Source organism: Bradyrhizobium sp. MI1.3, assembly GCF_055811695.1.
Map to the genome: position 1 here is coordinate 61,557 of NZ_JBVVPQ010000013.1, position 23,181 is coordinate 84,737.

Below are 23,181 nucleotides of genomic sequence, written 5' to 3' on the forward strand. Positions count from 1 at the left end.
TCGACTTCGAGCGGTCGGCGAAAGCCCCGGCCATCGGCCGGGGCTTTTTTATTGTTGGACTTCAGCGGGTTAACCATCCCGTTTCGAGACGGTCGAGATGGCTTGACTCCTGAGAACGAAATGAGAACAATGTTCTTCATACGTTCTCACCATGGAGTAAGCCATGTTCAGGATTTTCGTCGAAGAAGCCGCCGCGCTAGCCTCGATCGCGCTGTTTGTCGGGATGATCGCGATCTGGGCCCAGGTGCTCCCGCAGCTCTAGGCGCTGGCCAGGTTGGGGAAAAGCAGGACCACGCGGCCGATTGGCCGCTCTGGCGTGGACTCTGGCAGCGTGACGCCCCACCATTATGAGGCGAGTCGGCCGGGCGAGTGCAGGATGCCTCCCGTGCCGGTGACCGCTCCATCTCATCTGCAAGAGGCCGTCACGCGACCATGCCGAGCGCCGGATTTGTCCACCTTCACGTTCACTCGGCCTATTCGCTGCTCAAGGGCTCGATCAAGATCGCCAAGCTCGCGGAGCTTGCCAAGAAAGACCATCAGCCGGCGCTGGCGCTGACCGACACCGACAACATGTTCGGTGCGCTGGAGTTCTCCGACAAGATGGCGGGCTCCGGTATCCAGCCGATCGTGGGCTGCGAGATCGCGATCGAGTTCGGCGACCAGGATCCCACTGCGCGTAACGTGCTGCTGCCCTCGCGCGTGGTGCTGCTGGCCGCGCAGGAGCGCGGCTATCGCAGCCTGATGCGGCTGAACTCGCGCGCGTTCATGGAGACGCCCGACACTCATGCTCCCCACATCAAGTTCGACTGGCTCGAAGGCGAGACCGAAGGCCTGATCGCGCTGACGGGCGGTCCGGACGGGCCGATCTCGCTGGCGCTTGCCGGCGGTTATAGCGAGCTCGCGGCGGCGCGCTGCGAGCGTCTGGCCAGCCTGTTCGGGGACCGCCTCTACGTCGAATTGCAGCGCCACAACATCGAGAAGGAGCGGCGGGTCGAAAGCAGCCTGATCGACATCGCCTATACCAAGGGCCTGCCGCTGGTCGCGACCAACGAGCCGTATTTCGCCGCGACCGACGATTACGAAGCCCATGACGCGCTGCTCTGCATCGCCGGCGGCCGGCTGATCGCGGAGACTGAGCGCGAGCAGCTCACGCCCGATCACCGCTTCAAGACCCGCGCCGAGATGGCGGTGCTGTTCGCCGACATTCCGGAGGCGCTGGCCTCGACGGTCGAGATCGCCGAGCGCTGCTCGTTCCGGCCGATGACGCGCAAGCCGATCCTGCCGTTCTTCACGGTCGGCGCTGCCGCAAGCTCCGATGCCGCCTCCGTCGAGGCGGCCGAATTGAAGCGGCAGGCGGAGGAGGGGCTCGCCAACCGCCTGCGCGTGCACGGGCTGTCGCAGGGCACGACGGAAGAAGACTACAACGCGCGGCTTGCGTTCGAGCTCGACGTCATCATGCGCATGAAGTACGCGGGCTACTTCCTGATCGTCTCCGACTTCATCAAATGGGCGAAGGGCCAGGGCATTCCGGTCGGGCCAGGCCGCGGCTCCGGCGCGGGCTCGCTGGTTGCGTGGGCGCTGACCATCACCGACCTCGACCCGATCAAGTTCGGCCTGCTGTTCGAGCGCTTCCTCAATCCGGAACGCGTCTCGATGCCGGATTTCGACATCGACTTCTGCCAGGACCGCCGCGGCGAGGTGATCAGGTACGTGCAGGAGCGCTACGGTCGCGACCAGGTCGCGCAGATCATCACCTTCGGTACGCTGCAGGCGCGTGGCGTGCTCCGCGACGTCGGCCGCGTGCTGCAGATGCCTTACGGTCAGGTCGACAAGCTCACCAAGCTCGTGCCGCAGAATCCGGCCGCGCCGGTGACGCTTGCGGCCGCGATCGAGAGCGAGCCGAAGCTCCAGGCGTTCCGCGACGAGGACCCGGTGGTGGCGCGCGCCTTCGACATCGCGCAGCGCCTCGAAGGCCTGACCCGTCACGCCTCGACGCACGCGGCCGGCATCGTGATCGGCGATCGCCCCTTGAGCGAACTCGTGCCGATGTATCGCGATCCCAAATCCGACATGCCGGTAACCCAGTTCAACATGAAATGGGTCGAGCCCGCGGGCCTCGTGAAGTTCGACTTTCTCGGTCTGAAGACGCTGACCGTGCTCGACGTGGCGTGCAAACTGCTCAAGCCGCGCGACATCCATGTCGATCTCGCGACGCTGCCGATCGACGATGCCGAAAGCTACCAGATGCTGGCGCGCGGCGAGGTGGTCGGCGTGTTCCAGGTTGAAAGCCAGGGCATGCGGCGCGCGCTGGTCGACATGCGCCCCGACCGTTTCGAGGACATCATCGCGCTGGTCGCGCTCTATCGACCGGGTCCGATGGCGAACATCCCGACCTATTGCGCGCGCAAGCACGGCGACGAGGAGCCGGAATATCTCCACCCCGTGCTGGAGCCGATTCTCAAAGAGACCTTCGGCGTCATCATCTACCAGGAACAGGTGATGCAGATCGCGCAGGTGATGTCGGGCTATTCGCTCGGCGACGCCGACCTGCTGCGCCGCGCCATGGGCAAGAAGATCCGCGCCGAGATGGAGAAGCAGCGCGAGATCTTCGTCGCAGGCGCAGTGAAGAACGGCGTGCCGAAGGGGCAGGCCGATACCATCTTCGAGCTGCTGGCGAAATTCGCCGACTACGGCTTCAACAAGAGCCACGCGGCGGCCTATGCGCTGGTGTCCTACCACACCGCCTACATGAAGGCGCATTACCCGGTGGAGTTCATCGCGGCGTCGATGACGCTCGATCTCAACAATACCGACAAGCTGTCCGAATTCCGCGCCGAGGCGCAGCGCCTCGGCATCAAGGTCGAGCCGCCCAACGTCAATCGCTCCGGCGCGACTTTCGAGGTCGGCGACAAGACCATCTACTACGCGCTCGCGGCGCTGAAGGGCGTCGGCATTGCGGCCGTCGAGCAGATCATCGCGGAGCGGACCAAAAACGGCTTGTTCACCTCGCTCGCCGACTTCGCCGCGCGAGTGTCGCCGCGCGCGATCAACAAGCGCATCATCGAAAGCCTCGCTGCTGCGGGCGCCTTCGACACCCTGGAGCCGAACCGGGCGCGGGTCTTCGCCGGCGCCGACTCGATTCTCGCCGCATGCCAGCGGGCGAACGAAGCTGCAACCATCGGCCAGAACGACATGTTCGGCAGCTCGGCCGACGCGCCGACCATCATGCTGCCGCAGATCGAGCCTTGGTTGCCGGCCGAGCGGCTGCGCCGCGAATATGATGCGATCGGCTTCTTCCTGTCGGGACATCCGCTCGACGATTACGCCACCGTGCTGAAGCGGCTGCGTGTGCAGTCCTGGGCCGAGTTCTCGCGCGCGGTGAAGACCGGCGCCACGGCAGGCAAGGTCGCCGCCACGGTGGTGTCGCGCATGGAGCGGCGCACCAAGACCGGCAACAAGATGGGCATTATGGGGCTCTCTGATCCCACGGGTCACTTTGAGGCGGTGCTGTTCTCCGAAGGCCTTGCGCAATATCGCGACGTGCTGGAGCCGGGCGCCGCGGTGCTGCTCCAGCTCGGCGCCGAGCTTCAGGGCGAGGACGTCCGCGCGCGCGTGCTCCACGCCGAACCGCTGGACGAGGCGGCGGCCAAGACGCAGAAGGGCCTGCGCATCTTCGTGCGCGATACCAAGCCCCTGGAATCGATCGCCAAGCGTCTCGCCGGCCCCGACATGGCCGCTTCCAACGGCGCCGCGCCGAAGGTCGGCAGTCCGGGCACCGCGCCCCGCTCCAACGGCGACGGCGAGGTCTCGCTGGTCATGATGCTCGACCTCGAGACCGAGGTCGAGATGAAGCTGCCCGGCCGCTTCAAGGTCTCGCCGCAGATCGCCGGCGCCATCAAGGCGGTCGCGGGCGTGGTGGACGTGCAGCAGCTCTGATCGAGTGGCCAGCGCTGAAGGTCGTGCGTGCTCCCTGCGGATGTTGTGGTTTCGTCACGTCATTGCGGCTATGATCGCGGCGATGCCATCGTCCACCTCGCCGGGAGGAAACGCGACATGTGCGACAAATGCTCTGAAGCTCTGCAGGGAAACGCTGGGCCGTCGCGGCGGTCCGCAATGCTGTTTGGCGCCGCCGCGTTCGGCCTTGCCCTCGCCGGCAATGCTTTCGCCAAGGAGACCAAGGCGCCGCCCAAGCCGCAGAACGTGCTGTCACCCGATGCGTCGTTGAAGCGCCTGACGGAAGGCAATGCGCGCTATGTCGACGGGGTGTCGCGGCGGCACGATTTCAAGCACGAGCGCGAGGCGTTGGTCGGCGGACAGAACCCGTTTGCCGCCGTGCTGAGCTGTGCCGATTCGCGCATCGCGCCGGAATATGCCTTCGACACCGGCCGTGGCGATCTGTTCGTTTGCCGCGTCGCCGGAAATTTTGCCGGCACCGAAACCGTCGCCAGCATGGAATACGCGGTGGCCGTACTGAATACGCCGCTGATCCTCGTGCTCGGCCATGACGCTTGCGGCGCGGTCGATGCGACGCTGAAGGCGATCAAGGACAACAAGCCGCCGCCGGGCCATATTCCCTCGCTGGTCGATGCGATCACGCCCGCCGCCAAGGCTGCGATGCAGCAGGGCGGGGACGTCCTCGACAAGGCGATCCGGCAGAACGTCATCGACAACATCGCGAAGCTGAAATCGGCAGCGCCGATCCTCAACGCGGCCGTGGAGCAGGGCAAGCTGAAGGTCGTCGGCGGCATCTATCGGCTCACGACGGGAACGGTCGACCTGATCGCGCAGGGCTGAACCGGCTGACTTCGCCTCGCGCCGGTGCGTCGCCGCGTCACTTACGCGGAGCTGACGCCGGCGCGGGTGGCCATCCCTCCGCCTCAATCCAAGTCTTCGCTATTTGGAAGCCTTTCGTTCAAGTGCCATTCAGCTGGCCACGCGTCTGATGCGGGGCGGCACCTCAACAACAAAACGGGCAAGCAAGCCATGCGTGGGACGCTCAGAGCCTTCATTTGCCTTCTCCTGCCGATCGCGGTCCTTGCCGCAGGCGCGCCGGAGCCGGCGCGTGCGCAGCAGCAGGAAAAGCGTATCGCGCTCGTGGTCGGCAACGGCGCTTATGCCAAGTCGCCGCTGGCGACGACGGCAAACGATGCCGGCCTGATCGCGCAGACGCTGCAGGCGGCGGGCTTCGACGTCGTCGGCGCCCGCGATCTCGACGGCGACACGCTGCGCAAGAGCTTTCGCGATTTCATCCAGAAGGCGCAGGCCTCCGGACCGGGCACCGTCGCGATGGTGTATCTCGCCGGCTATGGCGTGCAGCTTGCGGGTGAGAACTATTTCATCCCGGTCGACTCCAACATCACCCGCGACACCGACATTCCGACCGAAGGCTTGCGCATCGGCGACTATCTCCGCCAGCTCGCCTCCGTTCCGCTCAAGGCCAACATCGTCGTGCTCGACGCCGCGCGGGCGCAGCCCTTCGTGGAGGGCGGCCAGCAGATCGCGAGCGGACTTGCGCTGGTCGAGCCCGACGCCAACATGCTGATCGCGTTCAACGCCGCGCCCGGCACGGTGGCGCCCGAGGAGCCCGGACCGTACGGCATCTATGCGCAGTCGCTGGCGGAGATGATCCGCACCGGCGGCCTGCCGCTGCCCGAAGTGTTCGACCGCGTTCGCCTGCGCGTCAACGAGGCCAGCAAGGGCGCGCAGGTGCCCTGGAACGAGCAGAAGATATCGGCGCAATTCTCGTTCTTCGAGCGCGGGCCCGACGCGCCGCCGCCGGAGGCCGCGCCCGACCAAGTCGCTGCGATCCGCAACAAGCCGATCCGCGATCTCGGCGTGCAGGATGCCTATGCCGCCGCGCTCACGCGCGACACGCTTCCAGCTTACGAAGAGTTTCTCTCCGCCTATCCCGGCGACCCGCTGTCGAAGCGCGTGTTGGTGATCGTCGCGGCGCGCCGCGAGGCCATCACCTGGCGGCGGACCTATCGTACCGACACGCCGGAAGCCTATTGGTCGTATCTGCGTCGCTATCCGCGCGGTCCGCATGCGGCGGATGCGCGCCGGCGCCTGGCGATTCTCACCGCGCCGCCCGAGCCGCCGCCGAGCTTCGCGATGATCGACTACGACGTGCCGCCACCGCCGCCGGAGGAGGTGGTCTATGTCGACCGTCCCGTACTGTATTTCAGCGATCCGGATTTTGGCTTCGCGCCGCCACCGCCGCCGCCGGTCTACTATCTGCCGCCGCCGCCGCCGGATTTCGTCGTGCTGTCGCCGCCGATGCCGGTGATCGGCCTGTTCGTGCTGCCGCAGCCGATGTTCGTGCCGATTCCCGTGTTCGTCAGGCCGCCGGTCTATGTCGCACCGCCGCCGAACAACATCATCTATCAGAACATCCATAATACGACGGTCATCAACACAGTGATCAACCAGCCGCCGGCACCGCCGGTGGGTGCGGGTGCGGGTGCGGGTGCGGGTACCGGAGCGGGACCGGGCAATCTCACACCGGCCATTGCCGGGCGCACCAATCCGGCTGGTCCAGCCATGCCGCAGGCGGTCCTGCAGCGTGCCGCCCTGATTCAGCAGGGCAAGGCGCCGATGCCGCCGAGCGCGACGATGCGGCCGACGGCGAGGCCAGGAACGCCTCCGGCGACGCCCGCCAATGCCGCGCCGACCGGTACGCCACCTGCCGCTCCGCCTGCCAGTCCATCTGCCACGCCACCGGCCAAGCTGCCCCAAGCCAACACGCTGCCGGTTCCCGGCACCCATGGCGGTCCACCTGTACCGTCAGCGGGAGCCGGGCCACTGCCGGGCGGCAGACCCGGGCAGTCGACGGCCACTGCTCCCGGCGCGCCGCTGCCGACCCATTCGGGAGTGCCTGCGGGAGTGCCTGCGGGAGTGCCTGCGGGAGCGCCTACGGGCGCGCCGACGGCTGCTGCTCCCGGAACCACGCCGCCAGCCCATCCCGGTGCACCGACCGGCGCGCCGGCGACTGCGCCCACGGCGACAAGCCCGGCCGCTGTGCCCGGCCAACTGCCGAAGCCGCCGGTTGCCCAGGCCCCGCCCGGGACCGGGCCTGGGGACCATGGCAAGTCCGCGACCCGGGAGCCGGCTGGCTCGCCGCCGGCTGCCCGCACGCCTCCGCCTCCTGGCCCAGTTGGACGACCGGTCACGCCGCCGCCCTCGGCGGTGCGGGAGCCGATCCGGCCGCAGCATCAGCCGACCGCTGCTCCCGCCCAGGCTGCCCGGCCGCCGGCACCACCACCACCGCGGCCTCAGGCCGTGGCGCGCCCGACGCCTCCGCCTCCACCGCGTATTGCACCGCCGCCACCGCCACGGGTGGCTCCGCCCGCCGCGGTCGCTCGGCCGGCGCCGCCGCCAATGGCGCGTCCCGCGCCGCCGCCGCCGGTCGCCCGGCCGGCGCCACCTCCGCCGCCTCGGATGGCCGTCGCGCCACCGCCGCCGCCGCGCCCAGCAGCGCCCCCACCGCGTCCTCCGGCTCCGCCGCCGGCGGCAAAGAAGTGCCCGCCGAACCAGCCCAAATGCTAGTGGGGTCCGCGGGCGCAGCGTGATCTTTACGGAAGAGGGCCTTTCGCGGGCGAAAGCCGCCCCGAAAGGCCCTTATTTCCTTGCTTCTGGTCGAAATCGCGCTATACACCGCGCCATCTCACACGGAAGCATGGCTCACAAGGCCGTCCGGTGGCAGCCGGGGCGACAACGCTCCGTTCTGCTCACACGCTTCCGGAGGAACCAACCGGAGAATTAGAACGATGGCACTACCCGATTTCACTATGCGTCAGCTCCTCGAAGCCGGCGTGCACTTTGGTCACCAGTCTCACCGCTGGAATCCGAAAATGGCGCCGTTCATTTTCGGCGCTCGCAACAACATCCACATCGTCGACCTCGCGCAGACCGTGCCGTTGCTGCATAACGCCTTGCAGGCGGTCAGCGACACCGTCGCCAAGGGCGGCCGCATTCTGTTCGTCGGCACCAAGCGCCAGGCGCAGGACGGCGTTGCCGACGCGGCCAAGCGCTGCGCTCAGTATTTCGTCAATTCGCGCTGGCTCGGCGGCACGCTGACCAACTGGAAGACGATCTCGGGCTCGATCAAGCGCCTGCGTCATCTCGACGACGTCCTCGCCGGCGGCGATGCCTCCTCCTACACCAAGAAGGAGCGCCTGACGCTTCAGCGCGAGCGCGACAAGCTCGATCGCTCGCTCGGCGGCATCAAGGACATGGGCGGTCTGCCCGACCTGATCTTCGTGATCGACACCAACAAGGAAGACATCGCGATCCAGGAAGCCCAGCGGCTCAACATCCCGGTCGCGGCGATCGTCGACACCAATTCGGATCCGAAGGGCATCACCTATGTGGTGCCGGGAAATGACGACGCCGGCCGCGCGATCGCGCTCTATTGCGATCTGATCGCACGCGCTGCGATTGACGGCATTTCGCGTGCCCAGGGCGATTCCGGCATCGACGTCGGTGCTTCGGTTCGGCCGGTCGCAGAAGAGCTGCCCGCCACGAGCGGCTTCCAGGGCCTCGCCGGCCCGCGTGGCACCTCCGACGATCTCAAGAAGCTCCCGGGCGTGTCGGGCGCGATCGAGAAGAAGTTCAACGACCTCGGCATCTTCCACTTCTGGCAGCTGGCCGAGCTCGATCACGACACCGCGCACAAGATCGGCGAAGAAGTCGGCTTGCCGAGCCGCGCGGACGCCTGGGTGGCCAAGGCCAAGGCCCTGACCGCGGAAGCGGAATAGTCAAAAAGAGCGATGGGTTGGCCGGACAAGTTCCGGCCACCATTTCAGTTGACGCGAATTCCTGAGATGGACCGCGGCGAGGCGATCTGGCCGCGCCGCGGCAAACCGGCAGGCAAAAAGGATTTTGAACGATGGCAACGATCACAGCTGCGATGGTCAAGGACCTGCGCGAGTCGACCGGCGCAGGCATGATGGACTGCAAGGCCGCGCTGACCGAAAACGACGGCAACATGGAAGCGGCGCAGGATTGGCTGCGCAAGAAAGGCCTGTCGAAGGCCGCCAAGAAGTCGGGCCGCGTCGCCGCCGAGGGTCTGATCGGCGCGCTCACCAAGGGCAACAAGGGCGTCGTGGTCGAGGTCAATTCCGAGACCGATTTCGTCGCGCGCAACGGCCAGTTTCAGGGCCTCGTCAAGATGATCGCCCAGGTCGCGTTCAACGTCGGCGCCGATGTCGACAAGATCAAGGCCGCCAAGGTCGGCGACGTCACGATCGAAACCGCGATCAATGACGCGATCGCCACCATCGGCGAGAACATGACGCTGCGGCGCGCCGCTTCGCTCGAAGTCAGCCAGGGCGTGGTGTCGAGCTACGTCCACGGCGCGGTCGTCGAGGGCGCCGGCAAGATGGGCGTGATCGTGGCGCTGGAATCGCCGGGCAAGGCCGACGAGCTCGCAACGCTTGGCCGCCAGATCGCGATGCATGTCGCGGCCGCCAACCCGCTGGCGCTCGATCCGTCCGGTCTTGATCCGGCGGTCGTCAAGCGCGAGAAGGACGTGCTCGCCGACAAATATCGCCAGCAGGGCAAGCCCGAGAACGTGATCGAGAAGATCGTCGAGTCCGGCCTGAAGACCTACTACAAGGAAGTCTGCCTGCTCGAGCAGGCCTTCATCCACGACACCGGCAAGTCGGTGGCGCAGGCGGTGAAGGAAGCCGAAGGCAAGGTCGGCGGCGCGGTGAAGATCGCGGGCTTTGTGCGCTATGCTCTCGGTGAGGGAATCGAGAAGCAGGAAAGCGACTTCGCGGCCGAGGTCGCGGCGGCCAGCGGCAAGAAGTAAGCGCCGGAACGTTCCTCCCGGCGTGCCGCCGGAAGCGGCGGCCGGACAAGGAAAGTGCTCATGACTGATCCGGTCTATCGTCGCGTCGTGATCAAGCTGTCCGGCGAATATCTCGCCGGATCGCAGGGTTTTGGCATCGATCAGCCGACCATTGACCGGGTCGCCGACGATCTGATCGCAGCCCGCCATCTCGGTACCGAAGTCGCCGTCGTGATCGGCGGCGGCAATCTCTTTCGCGGCGTCGAGGTCTCCTCGCGCGGCGTGTCGCGCCCGACCGGCGACACCATGGGCATGCTCGCGACGATGATGAACTGCCTCGCGCTGGAGGCCACGATCGAGCGCAAGGGCACGCCTGCGCGCACGCTGTCGGCCTTCGTCATGCCCGAGATTTCCGAACTGTTCACCCGCACCGCGGCACACAAATACCTCGCCGAGGGCCGGATCGTGTTGCTGGGTGGCGGAACCGGTAATCCGTTCTTCACCACCGACACGACCGCGGTGCTGCGTGCGGCCGAGATCGGCGCCCAGGCGGTGCTGAAGGCGACCAATGTCGACGGCGTCTACTCGGCCGACCCGAAGAAGGACCCGACGGCGACGCGATTCGACCGTCTGACGCATTCGCAGGCGATCGAGGGTGGCTACAAGGTGATGGATGCGACCGCCTTCGCACTTGCCCGCGAGACGTCGCTGCCTATCATCGTGTTCTCGATTGCGGAGCCGGGTTCGATCGGCGCTGTACTGCGTGGCGGCGGCCACGGAACCATTGTCGCCGGCTGACGGCTTGTCGTTGCACCCTAAGAGAAGGGGTGCGGAGAGGTCGCCGGGATTTTGAAGGAGAAACGTGATGGCCACGGATAATTTCGATCTCAACGAAGTGAAGCGCCGCATGCAGGGGGCGATCCAGTCGCTCAAGCACGAACTTGGCGGCCTGCGCACCGGTCGCGCCTCCGCCTCGATGCTCGATCCGGTGCAGGTCGACGCCTATGGCAGCCACATGCCGCTGAACCAGCTCGCCACCGTCAGCGTGCCGGAGCCGCGCCTGATCTCAGTGCAGGTCTGGGACAAGTCGATGGTCAAGGCGGTGGAAAAGGCGATCGTCGATTCCAATCTCGGCCTGTCGCCGGCGACCGAAGGCCAGGTGCTGCGCCTGCGCATCCCCGAGCTCAACGAGGAGCGTCGCAAGGAGCTCGTCAAGGTCGCGCACAAATATGCGGAAGCCGCCAAAGTCGCCGCGCGCCATGTCCGCCGCGACGGTCTCGACGTTCTCAAGAAGCTCGAGAAGAATCACGAGATGTCCGAGGACGATCAGAAGCGTCACGCCGACGAGGTGCAGAAGGCGACCGACGGCACGATCTCCGAGATCGACCAGTTGCTGGCCGCCAAGGAAAAAGAAATCCTCACCGTCTAAACGCGATGGATCGCGCTTTAGGTTATTGTTCGCGCATGATCTTTTCGGAAAACCGCGTCGCACTCTTCCGGATCATGCTTTAAGGCAGCCTCATGTCCAACGCCGCCGCGCCCGCAACGGAAGGACCCGATCGGTCCGATGCGCCTGCGCATGTCGCCATCATCATGGATGGCAACGGACGTTGGGCGGCCGCGCGCGGCTTGCCACGGGCGGAAGGCCATCGCCGCGGCGTGGAGGCCCTGCGCCGCGTGGTTCGCGCGTCGCATGAGCTTGGCATCCGCTATCTCACCATCTTCTCCTTCAGCTCGGAAAACTGGTCGCGCCCGGCGAGCGAGATCGGCGATCTGTTCGGCCTGTTGCGCCGCTTCATCCGCAATGATCTGGCGAGCCTGCATCGCGACGGCGTCAGGGTACGTATCATCGGCGAGCGGGACGGGCTGGAGGGCGACATCTGCGCGCTTCTCAACGAGGCGGAGGAGCTGACGCGCGATAACACGCGCCTCACGCTCGTCGTCGCCTTCAATTACGGCTCGCGGCACGAGATCGCGAAGGCGGCGCAGAAGCTCGCGCGCGAAGTCGCCGAGGGCCGGCGCAATCCCGACACGATCGATGCCGAGACATTGGGGGCGCATCTCGACGCGCCCGACATTCCCGACCCCGATCTCATCATCCGCACCAGTGGCGAGCAGCGGCTGTCGAACTTCCTGATGTGGCAGGCCGCCTATAGCGAGCTCGTCTTCGTGCCGATTCACTGGCCCGATTTCGACAAGGCGGCGCTGGAAGGCGCAATCGCCGAATTCGCCAGGCGCGAGCGCCGTTTCGGCGGCCTGGTCGCGAAAACCGCCTCGTGAGCGAACCCGACTCCGCACCGGCCGGCTCTCAGCCTGCCCCGAGCAATCTCGTGATGCGAATCCTCGCAGCGCTGGTGCTGGCGCCGCTCGCCATTGCGCTCGCTTATGCCGGCGGCTGGCTGTGGGCGCTTCTCGTCACCCTGGTGTCGATCGGACTGTTCGCGGAATGGCTGATGGTGGTGGGCGCAGGCTCGACCGCGCTGACCGGGGCGGGAACGATCGTCATCGCCACGATGGGCTTGTGCGTTGCCTTCGGCGCGCTGAAGACCGCAATCATCACCGGCCTGATTGGCGGGGCGATCGTGACGGTGATCGCGCGGGGCAAGTTCGTCTGGGCGGCCTCCGGATTCGCCTATGCGTCGGCGGCGCTACTGGCCTCGATCCTGCTGCGGAAGGATCTCGTGAACGGCTTCGCCGCGCTGATGTTCGTGCTGCTCGTGGTGTGGGCGACCGATATCGGCGGCTATTTCGCCGGCCGCGGCATTGGCGGACCGAAGCTGTGGCCGCGCGTCAGCCCGAAGAAGACCTGGGCAGGGGCGCTCGGCGGCTTTGCCGCAAGCCTTTTGGTCGCGGCCGGCTTTGCCGCTTGCGGGATCGGAAAGATGGCTCCATTGCTGCTCGTCGCCGCGGCTCTGTCGGTCGTGTCGGCCTGCGGCGATCTGTTCGAATCCGCGGTCAAGCGGCGCTTCGATGTCAAGGATTCCAGTCACTTAATTCCCGGCCACGGCGGCCTATTGGACCGTCTGGACGGTTTTGTCGCTGCCATCCTGGTGGCATGGATTATCGGCTTCCTTCGCCATGGTGTGCATAGCGCCGGAAGCGGTCTTATGGTTTGGTGAACATATGAGCGCGGTTCCATTGCGTAACAACAAGGCTGCGGCATCGACCGTCCGCAGCGTCACGGTTCTCGGCGCCACCGGCTCGATCGGCGACAGCACGATGGATCTGCTGCGCGCCTCTCCCGAGCGCTACCGTGTCGAGGCGCTGACGGCGAACAGCAATGTCGAAGCGCTGGCAAAGCTCGCCAAGGAGTTTTCGGCGCGCTTCGTCGCGATCGCCGACACCTCAAAATTTGCCGAGCTCAAGGCCGCGCTCGCGGGCACCGGCACCGAATGCGGCGCCGGTGAAAGCGCAGTGATCGAGGCCGGCGCGCGTCCGGCCGATTGGGTGATGGCCGCCGTGAGTGGCGCGGCCGGGCTGAAGCCGGCACTGGCGGCGGTCGACCGCGGCGCGCATGTCGCGCTTGCGAACAAGGAATGTCTCGTCTGCGCCGGCGATTTCTTCATGCAGCGCGCGGCGAAAGCGGGCGCCTGCATCCTGCCTGCGGATTCCGAGCACAATGCGCTGTTCCAGGCGCTCGCCTCGGGCAATCGCGACGAGCTCGTCCGTGTCATCATCACGGCCTCCGGCGGCCCGTTCCGGACCTGGAAGCCTGCCGACATCGAGCAGGCGACACTCGAGCAAGCCCTGAAGCATCCGAACTGGAGCATGGGCCAGAAGATCACGATCGATTCCGCCTCGATGATGAACAAAGGGCTCGAGGTGATCGAGGCTTCCTATCTGTTCGCGCTCTCGCCCGACGAGATCGACGTCCTCGTTCATCCGCAGTCAATCATCCACGGCATGGTCGAGTTCTCCGATCGCTCGGTCGTGGCCCAGCTCGGCGCACCCGACATGCGCACGCCGATCGCGCATTGCCTCGGCTGGCCCGACCGCATCAAGGGTCCCGCCGCCAAGCTCGATCTGGCCAAGATCGGCCAATTGACCTTCGAGGCGCCGGATTTCGAGCGCTTCCCCGGCCTGCGCCTGGCCTTCGATTCGCTCCGGACCGGGAAGGGGGCGACCACCGTCTACAACGCCGCCAACGAGGTCGCGGTCGCGGCCTTCATCGCGGGCAAGATCCGGTTCGGCGCGATTGCCCGGCTGGTTGAGGCGACGCTGGACGACTGGGTTCGTGGCGGGAACCAGGCCCCGCTGACGTCAGCGGACGATGCAATCGCTGTTGACCATGTTGCGCGAAATAGGGCTGCCGCCCTATTGCCTCAAATTGCCTTAAAGGCATCCTAGATGGTTCGGGGCCAGGGCCTTGCGGCGCTGGATGAGGGAATTCGATGATTGACTTTTTCGTCCATAGTTTCAATACGTTGAGCCATGGGCTCCTCGGCTACGCGGTTCCCTTCCTGTTCGTCCTGACTATCGTCGTGTTCTTCCATGAGCTCGGCCATTTCCTGGTCGCGCGCTGGGCAGGCGTTCGCGTGTTAACTTTTTCGCTCGGTTTCGGACCTGAGCTGGTCGGCTTCAACGACCGTCATGGCACCCGGTGGAAGATCTCGGCGATCCCGCTCGGCGGCTACGTCAAGTTCTTCGGCGACGAGAGCGAGGCTTCGACGCCGTCGTCCGAGAAGCTTGCGGCCATGACGGCCGAGGAGCGCGCCGGCAGCTTCCATCATAAGAAGGTCGGCCCGCGCGCCGCCATCGTTGCCGCCGGACCGATCGCCAATTTCATCCTGGGCGCGCTGATCTTCGCCGGCATGGCGCTGTATTACGGCAAGCCGAGCACGATCGCGCGCGTCGACGGTGTCGTCGCCGACGGTGCTGCGGCGGCAGCCGGCTTCAAGATCGGCGACGTCGTCGTCCAGATCGATGGCAAGCCGATCGAAAGCTTTGCCGATATGCAGCGCATGGTTGCGATGAATGCCGGTTCGCCGCTTGCCTTCCAGGTCAAGAGGGACGGCACCATCGTGTCGCTGACCGCGACGCCGGCGCTGCTCGAGCGCAAGGATCCCTTCGGCAACAGCCACCGTCTCGGCGTGCTCGGCATCGAGCACAAGTCTCAGGCCGGAGAGGTCTCGACTTCGCCGGTCGGCGTCGGCGAAGCGCTCAAGATCGGGGTTGAACAGGTCTGGTTCATCATCACCAGCACCTTCAAGTTCCTGGGCTCGTTGTTCGTGGGGAACGGCAATCCGAACGAGGTCAGCGGCGTGCTCGGCATTGCCAAGATGTCGGGGCAGGCGGCCAGCGCCGGGTTCCAGTTCGTGATCAACCTCTGCGCGGTGCTGTCGGTGTCGATCGGTCTGTTGAATCTGTTCCCGATCCCGCTGCTCGATGGCGGTCACCTTATGTTCTATGCGGCGGAGGTCGCCCGTGGTCGGCCCCTGTCCGAGCGGACTCAGGAGATGGGGTTCCGAATCGGGCTCGGCTTGGTGCTGATGTTGATGGTGTTTGCGACCTATAACGACATCCTCCGGATGGCCTCATCCTGATAGGGGCTTTTTTGTGACGTTGTCGGGCGTTGCTCTTGGGCAACGTCTTGGAATGAAAATGAAATTACGGCGCGCTCGACCGTTTGCGGCGTCGGTGAAATTGTCTACAAGCGGCTTGAACTTGGGGAATCTCCAGACCGGGGTTGGGTCTGGTACGGAATGATAAGGGCGCGTTGCGCAATGAAGTTTGGACTGCGACTCCGGGGGGGCTTGCTCGCAACCCTGATCATGTTCGGCGCGCCGGTGCTTGCCCCGGTTGGGGCTGCCTTTGTGTCTTCGTCTGCGCTTGCTCAGACCGTGCAGTCGATTTCCGTTGAAGGAAATCGCAGGGTCGAGGTGGAGACGATCCGCTCCTATTTCAAGCCGGGTCCCGGCGGTCGCCTCGATCAAGGCGCTATCGACGACGGCCTCAAGGCGTTGATCGAGACCGGCCTGTTCCAGGACGTCAGGATCAACCGCGGTGCCGGTGGCCAGATCGTCGTCTCCGTGGTGGAAAACCCGGTGATCGGCCGCATTGCCTTCGAGGGCAACAAGAAGATCAAGGACGAGCAGCTCACTGGTGAAGTCCAGTCCAAGGCGCGCGGCACCTTCTCCCGCGCCATGGTGCAGTCCGACACGCTGCGAATCGCCGAAATCTATCGCCGTTCCGGCCGCTACGACGTCCGCGTCACGCCTGAAGTCATCGAGCAGCCGAACAACCGCGTCGATCTCGTCTTCACGGTCGAGGAGGGCGCCAAGACCGGCGTCAAGTCGATCGAGTTCGTCGGCAACAACGCGTACTCGTCGTACCGCCTGCGCGACGTCATCAAGACGCACGAATCGAACCTGCTGAGCTTCCTCGCCAGCAGCGACATCTACGATCCCGATCGGGTCGAGGCCGACCGCGACCTGATCCGCCGCTTCTATCTCAAGAACGGTTTCGCCGACGTCCAGGTCGTGGCCGCGCTCACCGAATACGATCCGGAGAAGAAGGGCTTCAACGTTACCTTCAAGATCGAGGAAGGCTCCCAATACCGGGTCGGCTCGATCGACTTCCGCTCCAGCATTCCGAACTTCGATCCCACCTCGATGCGCAACTATTCGCGCGTCAATGTCGGCTCCCTCTACAACGTCGAATCGGTCGAGAAATCGGTCGAGGAGATGCAGATCGAAGCCTCGCGGCGCGGTTATGCGTTCGCCGTGGTCCGTCCCGGCGGCGACCGCAACTTCGAGGCGCACACCGTGTCGGTCGTGTTCAACATCGACGAGGGCCCGCGCACCTATATCGAGCGCATCAACTTGCGCGGCAACACCCGCACGCGCGACTACGTGATTCGTCGCGAGTTCGACGTCTCCGAGGGTGATGCCTACAACCGCGCGCTGGTCGACCGTGCCGAGCGCCGCTTGAAGAACCTCGACTATTTCAAGAGCGTGAAGATCACGACGGAGCCCGGCTCGTCGAGCGACCGCGTGATCCTGCTCGTGGACATGGAAGAGAAATCGACCGGCGATTTCTCGGTCTCGGGTGGTTACTCCACCACCGACGGCGCGCTGGCCGAAGTCTCGGTGTCCGAACGCAATTTGCTCGGCCGCGGCCTGTTCGCCAAGGCGGCGGTGACCTACGGCCAGTATGCCCGCGGCTACTCGCTGTCGTTCGTCGAGCCCTATTTGCTCGACTACCGGGTCGCGCTGGGTCTCGACCTCTATCAGCGCGAGCAGAAGTCCAACAGCTACATCTCGTACGGCACCAAGACGCTCGGCTTCTCGCCGCGCCTCGGTTTCTCGCTGCGTGAAGATCTGTCGCTGCAGGTGCGCTACTCGATCTACCGGCAGGAAATCACGCTGCCGTCCTACCTGGCGAACTGTAACAACAATGTGGGTTCGGCGGCTTTCAATCCGAGCCCGGCCTTCGCCAATGCAAATGGCATCGACCTGAGCTCCACCAACGGCCTCGGCTGCTACAGCGACGGTGAAGCCTCGCTGCCGGTGCGCAAGGAACTTGCCAACGGCAAGACCCTGACCTCGGCGCTCGGCTATTCGCTGTCCTACAACACGCTCGACAACAACAAGAACCCCACCGACGGTCTGCTGGTCGATTTCCGGCAGGACTTCGCCGGTGTCGGCGGTGACGTCTCCTATCTGAAGACTGTCATCGACGCGAAGTACTACACTCCGCTGGTGTCCGATATCGTCGGCCTCGCTCGCATTCAGGGCGGCATGCTGAACAAGATGGGCAGCGATCTGCGCATGCTCGATCACTTCCAGATGGGCCCGAACCTCGTTCGCGGCTTTGCTCCGAACGGCATCGGCCCACGCGATTTGAACCCCTTTGGTACGCAGGATGCGCTTGGCGGCACCAAATATTGGGGTGCTTCGCTCGAATTGCAGATGCCGTTCTGGTTCCTGCCGAAGGAAGTCGGTCTGAAGGGCGCCGTCTACGCCGACGCCGGTGGACTGTTCGACTATCAGGGCCCGACGACTTGGTCGGTGACCAACGAAATGACCACGACGAAGAATTCGAGCTGCACGCCGTCGACCGTCAATCCAGCCTCGGCTGGAACCTGCACCGGCTTGGTGTATGACAACGGCAATGCCGTCCGGTCGTCGGTCGGCGTCGGCTTGATCTGGGCCTCGCCGTTCGGTCCGCTGCGCTTCGACTACGCCGTGCCGCTGACCAAGGGCAAATACGACCGTACGCAGGAGTTCCGGTTCGGCGGCGGCACCTCGTTCTAATTCGATCAGCACGGCACGATCCGGACCACAGGAGCCGGTTTCCGAAAGGGATCGTGCCAATCCAGGAGATGAGGCATGATGCGGCTTGGCCGCTTCATGCCGAAGCCGGACCGCGACGGGGTGGAATGGCGCAGCCGACCTTCTTTACACAGCCGCCCGCCTCAGCGCTGGCTGACATAGCCACGCTGACCAAGGCGGAGCTGGTCGATCCCGCCAGGGGCGGCCAAATCATCAGGGGTCTTGCTTCGCTCGACGAAGCCGGCCCGATGCACCTGACGTTCTTCGACAATCTCAAATATGCCGACGAGCTCAAGGCGACCAAGGCCGGTGCTTGCCTGGTGAGCCCACGCTTCGAGGCCAGGGTACCCGCGCATGTCGCCGTGCTGCGGGCGCCGCAGCCGTTCCGCGCCTTCGTCAGGATCGCGCGGGAGTGGCACGGCGACGCGCTCCGGCCGCAATCCTGGACCGGCAACGACGGCATCGCGACGTCGGCCATCATCGACCCCACCGCCAGGCTTGAGGACGGCGTGATCGTCGATCCCCTGGCCGTGATCGGTCCTGACGTGGAGATCGGCAGTGGCACGGTGATCGGTGTGGGGGCCGTGATCGGCCCGGGCGTCAAGATCGGCCGGGACTGCAATGTCGGCGCACGCACCGCCATCCAGTGCGCGCTGATCGGCAACGACGTGCTGATCCACCCCGGCTGCTCGATTGGTCAGGACGGCTACGGCTTCATCTTCTTCGGCCCCGAGGGCCATCTGAAGGTGCCCCAGACCGGCCGCGTGCTGATTCAGAACAACGTGGAGGTCGGCGCCGGCACCACCATTGATCGGGGCTCCTTGCGCGACACCGTGATCGGCGAGGGGACCAAAATCGACAATCAGGTCCAGATCGGCCACAATGTGACCATTGGCCGGCACTGCCTGCTGGCAGCCCAGATCGGCCTTGCCGGCAGCCTCACCCTCGGCGACAACGTGGCGCTGGGAGCGAAGGTGGGCATCAACAATCACGTCAAGATCGGGGATGGAGCTCAGGTGACTGCCATGAGCGGCGTCAAGGACGACGTTCCTCCCAACGGACGCTGGGGCGGGTTTTTTGCCAAGCCGACCCGGCAGTGGTTCAAGGAAATTTTGGCGGTCGAGCGCCTGGCGCGCGACAGCAAGGCCGATCCGAAGCAGGAGGAACGGGAGTGACGGACGAAGCACCGGTCAGGTTCGAGCTTGTGGACATCAACATGATCCTGCAAACGCTCCCGCACCGTTTTCCGATGCTGCTGATCGATCGCGTGATCAACATCCGCACCGATTACAGCGGCATCGGCATCAAGAACGTCACCTTCAACGAACCGCCGTTCCAGGGCCACTTTCCTGATCGCCCGGTCTACCCCGGCGTCATGATGATCGAAGCGATGGCGCAGACTGCCGGTGTGATCGGCATCAAGTCGGTCGAGGGCACCGACAAGCCGCGCGCGGTCTATTTCCTGACCATCGACAAGTGCAAGTTCCGCAAGCCGGTGCTGCCCGGCGATACCATCGAATACCACATGCGCTCGATCGGCCGCCGCAAGGCCATGTGGTGGTTTCACGGCGACGCCAAGGTCAACGGCCAGGTGGTTGCGGAGGCCGACGTCGGCGCCATGCTGACGGACTGAGCGGGATCAACTCCTCTGGATACGCTCGCGTGCAGGACACGCGTACCGGCTGCCGCTGACCTCGCGCTTGATGTTCTGGTTGAAGAACTGTCCCATGGACGGTGCGCCCAGCAGGCGCTCGACCGTCTCAACCGGCACGCCGCAATAGCGGTCATGAGCGCCGTGCACTGCCACGACGAGGGCCTGCTGCGCCCGGTCGTAACAGACCCGATAGAGCACCGTGCTGCGGGTAATGTCGCGGCATTCGAATGTCTTGAGATCGACGAGGCGGTGTTCGCCGGTCTCGATCGTCTCGGGCACGATCGGCGCGACGGCGAGCTGTGCGAATAGAAGTGCCAGGGCCCTGACCACGATACCTGAAGCTCCGCGTGAACTTGATGACGAACCGGGAAGGCTGCCTCATCCGGCACTTGAAACAGGGAGAGATCATACGTCACTGGACAGATCGGGCATAGTCGCGCTAACCAGCGGAAAACCGAGCGACTTCAACACCTAATCAGACCTTCTTGATGAGTCAGATTGCTTGATGAGTAAGATTGATCCCACCGCACGGGTCGCGGACGGCGCCGTGATCGGCGAGGGCACCGAGATCGGGCCCTTCTGCATCATCGGTGCGAACGCCGTGATCGGAAGTAACTGCAAGCTGATCGGGCAGGTCACCGTCATCGGCCACACCTCGATCGGAGATGGCTGCGTGATCTCGCCGTTCGCGGTGCTGGGCGGGGCGCCCCAGGATCTCAGCTACAAGGGCGAGCCCACGAAGCTTGAGATCGGCTCGGGCTGCACCATCCGTGAAGGCGCGACCATGAATGTCGGCACCATCAAGGGAGGTGGGCTGACGCGCGTCGGCAATGACGGTTATTTCATGAACAACAGTCATGTCGGGCATGACTGCATGGTCGGCAACAACGTGATCTTCGCAACCTCGGCGACGCTCGGCGGCCATTGCGAGATCGGTGACGCCGTCTATATCGGCGGCCTGTCCGCAGTGCATCAGTTCACCCGCATCGGCCCCTATGTGATGGTTGGCGGCGTGTGCGGCGTGCGCGACGACGTCATCCCGTATGGGCTGGTCAACGGCCAATATGCGGTGCTCGAGAGCCTCAACCTGATCGGCATGAAGCGGCGCAAGTTCACCAAGCAGCGGCTTGCGACCGTGCGCGCGTTCTATCAGAAGCTCTTCCATGGCCCCGCTACCTTTGCCGAACGCCTGGAGGCGGCGCGGCCGCTCGCCAGTGAAGATCCGGCCATTGGCGAAATCCTCGACTTCATCGGCAAGGGCAAGCGCCCGCTCTGTCTTCCCGCCATCGCGAAGTGATGATGCGATGGCCCCGGGCATGACATCGGCGGCTTCGGAGATTTCATCGCCGGTCGGCGTCGTCGCTGGCGGCGGCGCGATGCCGTTCGCGGTTGCCGACTCGCTCGCTGCCCGCGGCATTACACCAGTGCTATTTCCCCTTCGGGGGGCCTGCGACCCGGCACGGGTGGAGAAATTCCGTCATCGCTGGATCTCGGTCGGCCAGCTCGGCCGCGCCATGCGGCTGTTTCGCGAGGAGGGCTGCCGCGACCTGATCTTCATCGGCACGCTGGTACGGCCTTCGCTCTCCGAGGTCCGGGTCGACTTCACGACGCTCCGGCTGCTCGGCAATGTCATCCGCGCCTTCCGCGGCGGCGACGATCATTTGTTGTCCGGCGTCGGACGCATTCTCGAGCAGGGCGGCTTTCGCATGGTCGGCATCAAGGATGTCGCGCCCGACCTCTTGATGCCCGAGGGCTGCATCAGCCGCGCCTGGCCGAGCGACACCGGCAAGACCGACATCGAGCGCGGACGCGCGGTGCTGACCGCGCTCGGTCCGTTCGACATCGGCCAGGCTGCGGTCGTGATCGACGGCCATGTGGTGGCGGTCGAGGACATCGAGGGCACCGATGCGCTGCTCGCGCGGGTGGCACGGCTGCGCGAAGAGGGCCGCATCCGCGCCGCCACCGGGCGGGGCGTGCTGGTGAAGGTCCCAAAGAGCGGGCAGGATCTGCGCTTCGACCTGCCGACGATCGGCCCGCGCACTCTCGAGGGTGTCGCCGCCGCAGGGCTCGCAGGCATTGCCGTCGTCGCGGGCAACACCATCGCCGCCGAGCCGCAGGCAATGATCGCGCTCGCCGACGCCAAATATCTCTTCGTCATCGGCCTGCCGGCGTGATGCAAGGCCGCGATCCCAAGCGCAAGATCTTCCTGATCGCCACGGAGGAATCCGGCGACCGGCTCGGCAGCGCCTTGATGAAGGTGCTGCGCCAGCGCCTCGGCGACGGCGTGCAGTTCGTGGGCGTCGGCGGCCACACCATGGCGCGCCAGGGGCTGGAGACGCTGTTTCCGATCGAGCAGCTCTCGATCGTGGGCTTCGCCGCGGTCGTGCAGCAACTGCCGAAGATCCTGCGGCTGATCCGCGAGACCGCGGAGGCCGTGACCGAAGCCGCGCCGGACGCGCTCGTCATCATCGACAGCCCCGACTTCACCCACCGTGTCGCCCGCCGCGTGCGGGCGCGCAATCCGGCGATCCCGATCGTCGACTACGTCTCGCCACAGCTCTGGGCCTGGCGCCCGGGGCGGGCGCGGACCATGCTCGGCTATGTCGACCATGTGCTCGGCCTGTTGCCGTTCGAGCCGGAGGAATATCGCAAGCTCGGCGGGCCGCCATGCAGCTATGTCGGCCATCCCCTGATCGAGCAATTGCCCTCGCTGCGGCCGAACGCTGAGGAGCGGGCGCGCCGCGACGGCGAGCCGCCGGTCTTGCTGGTACTGCCCGGCAGCCGCCGCAGCGAGATCAGGCACCATCTCGACGTGTTCGGCGCGACGCTCGGCCGATTGCGGACGGACGGCCGCCCGTTCGAACTGATGCTGCCGACCATGCCGCATCTCGAAGCCACCATTCGCGAAGGCATCGCGAACTGGCCGGTCCAGCCTCAAATCGTGGTCGGCGAGAACGAGAAGCGCGCCGCCTTCCGCATCGCGCGCGCGGCATTGGCAAAATCCGGCACGGTGACGCTGGAGCTCGCGCTATCGGGCATCCCGATGGTGACGGCCTATCGCGTCGGCGCGATCGAAGCCTTCATCCTGCGCCGCGCGATCCGCGTCTCTTCGGTGATCCTCGCCAATCTCGTGATCGGCAAGGATGTCATCCCGGAGTTCCTGCAGGAAGACTGCACGCCGGAGAAGCTGGCGCCCGCGCTCTCGGAGCTTCTGACCGATTCACCACTGCGCCGGCAGCAGGTGGAAGCGTTCGCCCAGCTCGATACGATCATGTCGACCGGCAACAAATCGCCGAGCGTGCTCGCCGCCGACATCGTGCTGGCGACGATGCGAAAGGGCAGGCGGGCTAGCTAGGACGTGTACTCACAAGCGGCCCTAGTCCGCTTGGATCCAGCCATTCCAGCATTCAAACCCTCGCTATCCGATTTGGCAAAGAGGCGTTAATCCGAGCTTGAAGCCACAT

At 65.4% G+C, this 23,181-nt stretch carries 18 protein-coding genes; 17 read left to right on the forward strand and 1 reads right to left on the reverse strand.

All coding sequences use genetic code 11. The annotated features are described in order from the left end of the window. Positions 1–432: 432 nt before the first annotated feature. From dnaE to fabZ, 14 genes are all read left to right on the forward strand, one after another. Entirely contained in the window at positions 433–3,936 is a 3,504-nt protein-coding gene (dnaE, locus tag AC0L3A_RS12215) for a DNA polymerase III subunit alpha (RefSeq protein WP_473254421.1), read from the forward strand. A 117-nt stretch (positions 3,937–4,053) separates the two neighbouring features. Next, positions 4,054–4,794 carry a carbonic anhydrase gene (locus AC0L3A_RS12220; protein ID WP_473254422.1) on the forward strand — a complete coding sequence of 247 codons (741 nt, stop codon included), beginning with the start codon at positions 4,054–4,056 and terminating at the stop codon, positions 4,792–4,794. A gap of 189 nt (positions 4,795–4,983) precedes the next feature. Further along, positions 4,984–7,545 (forward strand): caspase family protein, encoded by a 2,562-nt coding sequence (locus AC0L3A_RS12225; RefSeq protein ID WP_473254423.1) that lies wholly within the window; start codon positions 4,984–4,986, stop codon positions 7,543–7,545. 221 nt (positions 7,546–7,766) lie between these two features. Next, complete coding sequence (locus AC0L3A_RS12230) at positions 7,767–8,756, forward strand: 30S ribosomal protein S2 (protein WP_007603625.1); 990 nt, start codon at positions 7,767–7,769, stop codon at positions 8,754–8,756. 131 nt (positions 8,757–8,887) lie between these two features. After that, positions 8,888–9,811, forward strand: a complete 924-nt coding sequence (gene tsf, locus AC0L3A_RS12235) for a translation elongation factor Ts (protein ID WP_007603626.1) — start codon at positions 8,888–8,890, stop codon at positions 9,809–9,811. Between the two features lie 60 nt (positions 9,812–9,871). Beyond that, positions 9,872–10,588 carry a UMP kinase gene (pyrH, locus tag AC0L3A_RS12240; RefSeq protein WP_007603627.1) on the forward strand — a complete coding sequence of 239 codons (717 nt, stop codon included), beginning with the start codon at positions 9,872–9,874 and terminating at the stop codon, positions 10,586–10,588. Positions 10,589–10,655: 67 nt separating this feature from the next. Continuing rightward, the gene (frr, locus tag AC0L3A_RS12245; RefSeq protein WP_007603628.1) at positions 10,656–11,219 is read left to right on the forward strand and encodes a ribosome recycling factor; all 564 of its coding nucleotides are present in this window, start codon (positions 10,656–10,658) and stop codon (positions 11,217–11,219) included. 92 nt (positions 11,220–11,311) lie between these two features. Then, positions 11,312–12,070, forward strand: coding sequence for an isoprenyl transferase (locus AC0L3A_RS12250; RefSeq protein WP_007603629.1), 759 nt, complete (start codon positions 11,312–11,314; stop codon positions 12,068–12,070). Further along, complete coding sequence (locus AC0L3A_RS12255) at positions 12,067–12,909, forward strand: phosphatidate cytidylyltransferase (protein WP_035994818.1); 843 nt, start codon at positions 12,067–12,069, stop codon at positions 12,907–12,909. Before AC0L3A_RS12250 ends, AC0L3A_RS12255 begins: the two co-directional genes overlap by 4 nt. A 4-nt stretch (positions 12,910–12,913) precedes the next feature. Beyond that, positions 12,914–14,137 (forward strand): 1-deoxy-D-xylulose-5-phosphate reductoisomerase, encoded by a 1,224-nt coding sequence (gene dxr, locus AC0L3A_RS12260; protein ID WP_219682195.1) that lies wholly within the window; start codon positions 12,914–12,916, stop codon positions 14,135–14,137. A 44-nt stretch (positions 14,138–14,181) separates the two neighbouring features. Then, positions 14,182–15,333, forward strand: coding sequence for an RIP metalloprotease RseP (gene rseP / locus AC0L3A_RS12265; RefSeq protein WP_106945001.1), 1,152 nt, complete (start codon positions 14,182–14,184; stop codon positions 15,331–15,333). Positions 15,334–15,513: 180 nt separating this feature from the next. After that, entirely contained in the window at positions 15,514–18,045 is a 2,532-nt protein-coding gene (gene bamA / locus AC0L3A_RS12270) for an outer membrane protein assembly factor BamA (RefSeq protein WP_473254424.1), read from the forward strand. Between the two features lie 125 nt (positions 18,046–18,170). Then, the gene (gene lpxD / locus AC0L3A_RS12275) at positions 18,171–19,238 is read left to right on the forward strand and encodes a UDP-3-O-(3-hydroxymyristoyl)glucosamine N-acyltransferase (protein ID WP_007603634.1); all 1,068 of its coding nucleotides are present in this window, start codon (positions 18,171–18,173) and stop codon (positions 19,236–19,238) included. Between the two features lie 41 nt (positions 19,239–19,279). Continuing rightward, positions 19,280–19,696: a 3-hydroxyacyl-ACP dehydratase FabZ gene (gene fabZ, locus AC0L3A_RS12280; RefSeq protein WP_051058562.1), complete on the forward strand. Its 417-nt coding sequence runs from the start codon at positions 19,280–19,282 to the stop codon at positions 19,694–19,696. 6 nt (positions 19,697–19,702) lie between these two features. Here the strand turns inward: fabZ and AC0L3A_RS12285 are convergent, their stop codons facing one another. Next, complete coding sequence (locus AC0L3A_RS12285; protein WP_473254425.1) at positions 19,703–20,047, reverse strand: KTSC domain-containing protein; 345 nt, start codon at positions 20,045–20,047, stop codon at positions 19,703–19,705. 175 nt (positions 20,048–20,222) lie between these two features. On the opposite strand from AC0L3A_RS12285, the gene lpxA reads away from it, so the two are divergent. The 3 genes from lpxA to lpxB are packed head-to-tail and all read left to right on the forward strand — an operon-like array spanning position 20,223 to position 23,072. Further along, the gene (lpxA, locus tag AC0L3A_RS12290; RefSeq protein ID WP_473254426.1) at positions 20,223–21,014 is read left to right on the forward strand and encodes an acyl-ACP--UDP-N-acetylglucosamine O-acyltransferase; all 792 of its coding nucleotides are present in this window, start codon (positions 20,223–20,225) and stop codon (positions 21,012–21,014) included. A 19-nt stretch (positions 21,015–21,033) separates the two neighbouring features. Further along, complete coding sequence (locus AC0L3A_RS12295; protein ID WP_085384805.1) at positions 21,034–21,891, forward strand: LpxI family protein; 858 nt, start codon at positions 21,034–21,036, stop codon at positions 21,889–21,891. Continuing rightward, positions 21,888–23,072 carry a lipid-A-disaccharide synthase gene (gene lpxB, locus AC0L3A_RS12300; protein WP_473254427.1) on the forward strand — a complete coding sequence of 395 codons (1,185 nt, stop codon included), beginning with the start codon at positions 21,888–21,890 and terminating at the stop codon, positions 23,070–23,072. The genes AC0L3A_RS12295 and lpxB overlap by 4 nt, the downstream gene beginning before the upstream one ends. Positions 23,073–23,181 lie beyond the last annotated feature (109 nt).

Coding starts and splice junctions, on each gene's coding strand:
- dnaE (WP_473254421.1), top strand. CDS start 433: ATGCCGAGCGCCGGATTTGTCCACCTTCACGTTCACTCGGCCTATTCG.
- AC0L3A_RS12220 (WP_473254422.1), top strand. CDS start 4,054: ATGTGCGACAAATGCTCTGAAGCTCTGCAGGGAAACGCTGGGCCGTCG.
- AC0L3A_RS12225 (WP_473254423.1), top strand. CDS start 4,984: ATGCGTGGGACGCTCAGAGCCTTCATTTGCCTTCTCCTGCCGATCGCG.
- AC0L3A_RS12230 (WP_007603625.1), top strand. CDS start 7,767: ATGGCACTACCCGATTTCACTATGCGTCAGCTCCTCGAAGCCGGCGTG.
- tsf (WP_007603626.1), top strand. CDS start 8,888: ATGGCAACGATCACAGCTGCGATGGTCAAGGACCTGCGCGAGTCGACC.
- pyrH (WP_007603627.1), top strand. CDS start 9,872: ATGACTGATCCGGTCTATCGTCGCGTCGTGATCAAGCTGTCCGGCGAA.
- frr (WP_007603628.1), top strand. CDS start 10,656: ATGGCCACGGATAATTTCGATCTCAACGAAGTGAAGCGCCGCATGCAG.
- AC0L3A_RS12250 (WP_007603629.1), top strand. CDS start 11,312: ATGTCCAACGCCGCCGCGCCCGCAACGGAAGGACCCGATCGGTCCGAT.
- dxr (WP_219682195.1), top strand. CDS start 12,914: ATGAGCGCGGTTCCATTGCGTAACAACAAGGCTGCGGCATCGACCGTC.
- rseP (WP_106945001.1), top strand. CDS start 14,182: ATGATTGACTTTTTCGTCCATAGTTTCAATACGTTGAGCCATGGGCTC.
- bamA (WP_473254424.1), top strand. CDS start 15,514: ATGAAGTTTGGACTGCGACTCCGGGGGGGCTTGCTCGCAACCCTGATC.
- lpxD (WP_007603634.1), top strand. CDS start 18,171: ATGGCGCAGCCGACCTTCTTTACACAGCCGCCCGCCTCAGCGCTGGCT.
- fabZ (WP_051058562.1), top strand. CDS start 19,280: ATGATCCTGCAAACGCTCCCGCACCGTTTTCCGATGCTGCTGATCGAT.
- lpxA (WP_473254426.1), top strand. CDS start 20,223: ATGAGTAAGATTGATCCCACCGCACGGGTCGCGGACGGCGCCGTGATC.
- AC0L3A_RS12295 (WP_085384805.1), top strand. CDS start 21,034: ATGACATCGGCGGCTTCGGAGATTTCATCGCCGGTCGGCGTCGTCGCT.